General features: G+C 63.5%; 4 protein-coding genes and 2 pseudogenes. 2 read left to right on the forward strand and 4 right to left on the reverse strand.

The annotated features are described in order from the left end of the window. Positions 1-230, forward strand: a pseudogene (locus tag QZ079_RS08035) (ABC transporter permease); the annotation flags it as partial. 3 nt (positions 231-233) lie between these two features. Then, positions 234-1,028, forward strand: a complete 795-nt coding sequence (locus QZ079_RS08040) for an ABC transporter ATP-binding protein (RefSeq protein WP_291288901.1) — start codon at positions 234-236, stop codon at positions 1,026-1,028. A 67-nt stretch (positions 1,029-1,095) separates the two neighbouring features. Here QZ079_RS08040 and QZ079_RS08045 read toward each other — a convergent pair whose 3' ends face one another. From QZ079_RS08045 to QZ079_RS08060, 4 genes and pseudogenes are all read right to left on the reverse strand, one after another. Beyond that, positions 1,096-1,410 carry a zf-TFIIB domain-containing protein gene (locus tag QZ079_RS08045; RefSeq protein WP_297037331.1) on the reverse strand — a complete coding sequence of 105 codons (315 nt, stop codon included), beginning with the start codon at positions 1,408-1,410 and terminating at the stop codon, positions 1,096-1,098. A gap of 104 nt (positions 1,411-1,514) precedes the next feature. Then, a complete protein-coding gene (locus tag QZ079_RS08050) occupies positions 1,515-2,849 on the reverse strand; it encodes a M18 family aminopeptidase (protein WP_297037334.1) in 1,335 nt (444 codons plus the stop codon). A 79-nt stretch (positions 2,850-2,928) separates the two neighbouring features. After that, complete coding sequence (locus QZ079_RS08055) at positions 2,929-3,345, reverse strand: peptide deformylase (protein WP_297037337.1); 417 nt, start codon at positions 3,343-3,345, stop codon at positions 2,929-2,931. 303 nt (positions 3,346-3,648) lie between these two features. Continuing rightward, positions 3,649-5,072: pseudogene (locus QZ079_RS08060) on the reverse strand (ATP-binding cassette domain-containing protein); the annotation flags it as partial.

Here is a 5,072-nt window from a genome sequence, read left to right on the forward strand (position 1 = left end):
GCCGCCTTACCGCCGCCGTGGTGGGCTCGGTCGTGTACTTCCTCATCCGTGCCATCGTGCTCCAGCTGGGTATGGATGCGAACGACATGAAGCTCATCTCTGCCGTCATCGTGGCACTCGCGCTCTGCGTGCCGGTGGTATGGGAGAAATACCAGCTCAGACGCGCATACAGTAAGACACTGAAAGCCGCGTCCATCGCAGACGGCGCTGCTTCCGAAGGGGGGCGCTAGCGCATGCTTACCATGAGCCACGTCTCCAAGACGTTCAACGCTGGCACCATCAACGAGAAGCGCGCCCTCGTCGACTGCAACTTGCACCTAGCACCCGGCGACTTCGTCACCATCATCGGCGGTAACGGTGCGGGCAAGTCGACCCTCATGAACATGATCGCCGGCGTCTACCCCATCGACGCGGGCACCATCACGCTCGATGGCATGAACATTTCACGCCTTTCTGAACCTGCACGCGCCAAGTACCTCGGCCGCGTGTTCCAGGATCCCATGATGGGCACCGCCGCAGACATGCAGATCATCGAGAACCTCGCTATGGCGAAGCGTCGCGGCAAGACCCGCACGCTCGCCTGGGGCGTCACGCGCGCAGAGAAGGACGAGTACACCGACCGCCTGCGCGAGCTGGGGCTCGGCCTCGAGAAGCGCCTCACAAGCAAGGTGGGTCTGCTCTCGGGCGGCCAGCGCCAGGCGCTCACGCTCCTCATGGCAACGCTTTCCGAGCCCAAACTTCTGCTGCTCGACGAGCACACGGCCGCGCTCGATCCCAAAACGGCGGCGAAGGTGCTCAATCTCACCGAGCAGATCGTAGGCGAGCACCAGCTCACCACGCTCATGGTCACGCACAACATGAACGACGCCATCCGCTTGGGCAACCGACTCATCATGATGCACGAAGGCCGTATCATCTACGATGTGCAGGGCGAGGAAAAGGCGGCGCTCACCGTGGCCGACCTGCTGCAGAAATTCGAGGAAGTCTCGGGCGGCGAGCTCGCAAACGACCGCATGCTGCTGAACTAGCGCTCATGGGAGCCTGAATCCGCGACGGAAGTGCCGTCTGGGATTCAGGCTCCCTTTAGATGCTCGGTTATTCCCCGCCGAAGATCTCCATGATGTCGCCGAGGGCGGACATGGGGCTCTTCTTTTTCTTGTGCTCCTTGTAATACTTCTCGTCGTACCGGCGGTCGCGATCGTCGTAGCGATCGCGGTCGTCCCGGCGCGTCTCGCTGTGGTAACGCTCCTCCTCGCGATAGCTCTCGCGCGCGCCGCGGGCGCGGTCGACGATCTTGTCGAGCTCACCGCGATCGAGCCAGATGCCGCGGCATTCCGGGCAATAATCGATCTCGACGCCGTTCTTCTCGCTCATAAGCAGCGTGACGTCTTTGCACACGGGGCACTTCATGATAGCTCCTTCATAATCGCCGGCGAAAACACGCACCGGCGGCTGGCATTGTTCGCCTTATACCCCGCACGCAAGGGTTTCTGTCCGGCCCTCAGGCCGATTTGTCACCAACAGGCGGCGTGAGCGGCATCGATATGCAGGTCGGCGCCGTAGAAGGCCGAAAGCGCCCGCTCCGCGAGCATCACATCGCGCACGCCCGCCGTCTCGTAGGCGGAATGCATCGCGAGCTGCGCACAACCCACATCGACGGCATGCATGCTCGCCTGCACATTCGAAAGGTTGCCGAGCGTCGACCCGCCGGCCATATCGCTGCGGTTCGCGTAGGTCTGCACGGGCACGCCGGCACGCTCGCACAGCCCCACAAAGACGGCGCGGCTGAAGGCGTCCGTGCAGTAGTGCTGGTTCGCCGCTTCCTTGATCACGATGCCACCGTTCATGACGCAGCGGTTCGTGGCATCGTACAGATCCGGGCGGTTGGGATGCACCGCGTGCGCGTTGTCGCAGCTCACAAGCATGGACTTCGCGAGCGCCCGACGATAGTCGTCCACGCCGAGTCCGAGCGCCGCGGTCAGCCGGGTAAGCACATCCAGCAAAAACGTCGACATGGCGCCCTGCTTGGTACCAGACCCCACCTCTTCGTTATCGAAGCAGCACCACACGGTGACGGCGCCATCGTTTTTCGCAGAAAGAAACGCGCGCAGCGACATGAACGCGCACATGAGGTCATCGAGCTTAGCGGAAGAGACGAACTCGTTCGCCGCACCCCACACGCGACCGGGAACGCGGTTCACGAGGAACAGGTCGAAGCCGAGCATATCGGCCGCAACGACCCCGGCTTCGCGGGCGATATACTCCTCGAAGTCGCCTCCCTCGAGCTCACCAGCCGAGACCAGTGGGAAGAGGTCGCGCGCACGGTTGGGCGAAAACGCCTTATTCTGATCGCGGTCGAGATGGATTGCGACGCTTGGAATGAGCGCCAGGTCGCAATCGGGTGCGATGAGCCGGCTCTCGACGCCGTTAGCCGTGCGCACGAGCACGCGGCCGGCTAGGGAGAGCGGACGGTCGAACCACGTGTAGTCGAGCATGCCGCCGTAGGCCTCCACGGCAAGCCGGCGCGCGCCGCCAGGGCCATCGAGCTCGGGAACGGCCTTCAGCTTGAACGTGGGGGAATCGGTATGCGACGCCGCGATCTGGAAGTGATAGGCATCCGCGTTCGCCGCGCGCTCGCCCAACGAGAATGCGATGACGCTCGAGCCGTTGCGCTCCACATAGTATCGGCCGCCAGCCTCGAGCTGCCAAGCCTCGCTCTCGGCTAGCCGCACAAACCCCGCCGCCTCGAGGCGCTCGCACGCAGTCGACGCCGTGTGGAACATGCTCGGACACGCTGCGATGAACTCGACGAGCTCTTCTGCCGCTTGCTTTTCCTCTGCCGATACCATGTGTTCTCCCCTTCCGCATCAACGTGAGGATCTGCGTCCTGGACTCAGATTCTCTTGGACTCAGATTCTCATCCTCATCTTAGACGAGCTTGCCAGCGCAGTGATCGATGCCGTGCTGCACGAGCTCGGCTGTCCAGCCGGACAGGCGCTTCGTGCGGCTCACAAGGTTGCCGTTCGAGATGACCTGATAGCCCACGGAAATCATCTGGAAGCGCTTCACCTCGCTCACCTCTTCGAGCGAAAGGCAGCTTTCCTGCGTTTGATAGGGCTGCGCCGCCATCTTGATCTTGGGATTGAACATGACGGCAATGCGGCCGTTGTCCTCGTACGCGATGATCGCCTTATTCGACCCAATCTGGTTCGCAGCCAGGCACACGCAATCCTCGAGCGACTCAATGGTGTCGCGCAGGTCTTCTGCCACCTCCGCGTCCTCGGCCGTTGCCGGCTCGGCGGACTTGCTCAGGAAGTCGCGATCCTTCACGATGTCCTTGATCATGGAAATCCTTTCTATCAATGGGTCATGTGGGAACGTGTTCGTTTCAACCCATTTCTTTCACCGAAACAGGCTGGACGAGGTGCGTCCCCAGATGACCCATTGTAACGGGTTGGAAGGAACACGTCCCCACATGACCCAAAATGGGTTGAAACGAACACGTCCCCATATGACCGGCACCATGGAGCGCTTCCAGGGCTTCGGCGCCTAACTCACCTGACATTGGGGACAGTCCCCAATGTCATGACAGTTGGGACAGGCGTTACCGTGTGCCTGTCCCTTTTTCATGTGCCTAGGATTCTGCACCTAGAGCTCTTCGGCGATATAACGGCCGGTGATGCTTTCCGGGCAGGCGGCGACCGCTTCCGGCGTGCCGGCGGCCACCACGCGGCCGCCGTCCTCACCGCCGCCCGGCCCCAGGTCGATCACATAATCCGCGTTGACGATCATGTCGAGGTCGTGCTCGATCACCACGACCGTCGCACCGTTGTCAATGAGCCGCTGCAGAACGCCAAGGAGTACCTCAACGTCGAGCGGATGCAGGCCGATCGTGGGCTCATCGAAGACGAAGAGCGCATCCTCCTGGTTGCGCGTGAGCTCACTCGCGAGCTTGAGGCGCTGCGCTTCGCCGCCGGAAAGCGCGGGCGTCGCCTCGCCAAGGGTGAGGTAGCCAAGTCCTAGGTCGTGCAAGATCCCGAGCTTCGCCTTCGCGGTGCGGAGCTGCGTCTCACCGAGCGTCTCGAGCGCCTGATCCACGGTGTAGCTCAGCAGCTCCGGCAGGCTGATGTCGCCTGCGAGTCGCACGTCGGAGGCGTCGCGGCCATAGCGCGAGCCGCCGCAATCCGGACAGGGAATATCCACGTCCGGCAGGAACTGCACGTCGAGCGAAATCTGTCCCGTGCCGTCGCAGGTGGGACAGCGGAGCGACCCGGTGTTGTACGAGAACGCGCCCGCCTTGAGCCCGCGCTCGCGTGCCTCCGGCGTCTTTGCATACGCACGGCGCAGGTCGTCGAGAACGCCCGAGTACGTCGCCACCGTCGAGCGCACGTTCGCGCCGATGGGCGTCGCGTCGATGAGGTTCGCCCGCTTGATACCTGCGGCATCCACGCTCTTCACATGCGCTGGCATCGCGTTATGCGCCATACCTCCAGGAGTGCTTTGCCCCGCTTGCGCGCGGAGCGCCGGGATGAGGCTCTCGAGCACGAGCGTCGTCTTGCCCGATCCAGAAACGCCCGTCACCGCGACGAGCCTCCCGCGCGGGATACGCACCTCAAGCGGTTTCACGGTGTGGATGGCATCGGTCGCAAGCCGGATCTCTCCGCAGGCGAACATGTTGCCGGCAGAGGCGCGCTCGCGCGTCCGCACGCGTCGCGAGCCCGTTAAGAAGGGACCGATCCGCGTCGCCGGGTTCGCCTCGACCTCCGCCACACTCCCCTGCGCGATCACCCGGCCGCCCGCCGCGCCCGATCCGGGACCGATCTCGATAAGGTGGTCCGCATGGCGCAGCACGCGCACGTCATGATCCACGAGCACCACGGAATTGCCGTCGTCCAGAAGGTCGTCCACCACGCCCAGCAACCCCTCGACATTGGAGGGGTGCAGGCCGATGGACGGCTCGTCGAGCACATACAGGACGCCGCACGTGCGGTTGCGCACGGCACGGGCGAGCTGCACGCGCTGGCGCTCGCCCGTGGAAAGCGTCGAGCTCGCGCGATCGAGCGAGAGGTAGC

The organism is uncultured Enorma sp. (assembly GCA_905210055.1).
Lineage (GTDB): Bacteria > Actinomycetota > Coriobacteriia > Coriobacteriales > Coriobacteriaceae > Enorma.

Bases quoted from the DNA above. Each gene is read 5' to 3' on its own strand.
- QZ079_RS08050 (WP_297037334.1), bottom strand. From the start codon at position 2,849: ATGGTATCGGCAGAGGAAAAGCAAGCGGCAGAAGAGCTCGTCGAGTTC.
- QZ079_RS08045 (WP_297037331.1), bottom strand. From the start codon at position 1,410: ATGAAGTGCCCCGTGTGCAAAGACGTCACGCTGCTTATGAGCGAGAAG.
- QZ079_RS08055 (WP_297037337.1), bottom strand. From the start codon at position 3,345: ATGATCAAGGACATCGTGAAGGATCGCGACTTCCTGAGCAAGTCCGCC.
- QZ079_RS08040 (WP_291288901.1), top strand. From the start codon at position 234: ATGCTTACCATGAGCCACGTCTCCAAGACGTTCAACGCTGGCACCATC.